This window comes from Synechococcus sp. B60.1 (assembly GCF_047462555.1).
In the GTDB taxonomy this organism is placed as follows: Bacteria; Cyanobacteriota; Cyanobacteriia; order Thermostichales; family Thermostichaceae; genus Thermostichus.
Genome location: NZ_JANSJN010000012.1, coordinates 4,532 through 5,671, shown reverse-complemented (window position 1 = coordinate 5,671; position 1,140 = coordinate 4,532). Strand labels below are relative to the sequence as shown.

2 protein-coding genes are annotated in these 1,140 nt (G+C 61.1%); both read right to left on the bottom strand.

The genetic code is table 11. The features are described from left to right. Positions 1-35: 35 nt before the first annotated feature. Positions 36-800, bottom strand: coding sequence for a triose-phosphate isomerase (tpiA, locus tag NW863_RS02475; protein WP_414364169.1), 765 nt, complete (start codon positions 798-800; stop codon positions 36-38). A gap of 92 nt (positions 801-892) precedes the next feature. Then, on the bottom strand, positions 893-1,140 hold a 248-nt coding region (locus NW863_RS02470; RefSeq protein ID WP_414364168.1), incomplete at its 5' end, for a hypothetical protein.

Here is a 1,140-nt window from a genome sequence, read left to right as displayed (position 1 = left end):
GTGGCTCTGCTGTGGGGGCAATCTCGCTGAGGAACCTAGGGAGCCGCTGCCGCAGGGGTTAGGGTCTGGAAGTTGACAATGCGGGCAAACTCTTGGGGATCGAGGCTAGCGCCCCCCACCAGGACGCCATCAATCTGCGGCTGGGCCATCAGCTCGTCAATATTGCTGGCTTTAACGGAGCCACCGTAGAGGATGGGCAGGTGGTCGGCACCCAGATGCTGGCGGATAAGGCCAATGACGCGGTTGGCCTCAGCCGCTGCACAGGTTTTCCCCGTGCCAATAGCCCAGATTGGCTCGTAGGCAATCACGAGGTTTTGCAGATCGATCCCTGGCAAGGCGCGATCCAACTGTCCCACAATCCAGGACTCGGTTAGGCCCTGTTCCCGCTGTTGCAAGCTTTCCCCCACACAGAGGATGGGAGTGAGCCTGTGCCGCTGGGCCGCTGCCAAGCGCCAGTTGACGGTTTCATCGGTTTCGCCAAAGTATTGCCGCCGCTCGCTGTGGCCGACGATCACGTAGCGCACCCCCAGCTCTGCCAGCATGGGGCCAGAGATCTCTCCCGTAAACGCCCCTTGATCCTCCCAGTGCAGGTTCTGGGCTCCCACAGCAATGCCGGATCCCCGCGTTTCTTCTACCACCACAGCCAGGTCTGTGAAGGGCACGCAGAGGATGATCTGCCGCTGCGGCGTCGCCCCTACAGACGACGCTTGCAGAGCCGGAGCAAACTCGCGCAGAAACTGGCGAGCCTCAGCCTGAGTCTTGTGCATTTTCCAGTTGCCGGCAATGAGGATGGGGCGCAAGACGGATCCTCCCTAAGCGACACAACGATATAGTCAATCGCCGGGATCCCGAGCAAGGGGGATCCCGAGCTTTTTTCGTATGTCACAGTGTATCAGCAAGAGGTTTCAGAAGAGGGCGAGGGAGGTTGTTGACGCCGCTCCTCCAAGCTGGCCGCAAGGGCAGCTAGGCAGTCTTGGAGGGGGGATCCCTGCTCTAGGTGCCGGACGGCAACGGCATAGGCTTCGGGGTGAGCTTGCAACAAGGCCTGGCTCTGGCGGAGAAAGCGGTTGATGTAGGCCCTCATTTGAGCCGCAGAGGTCAAGGGCTGGGCTGCTGAGATCCCTGCCAGCAGCTTGGCCA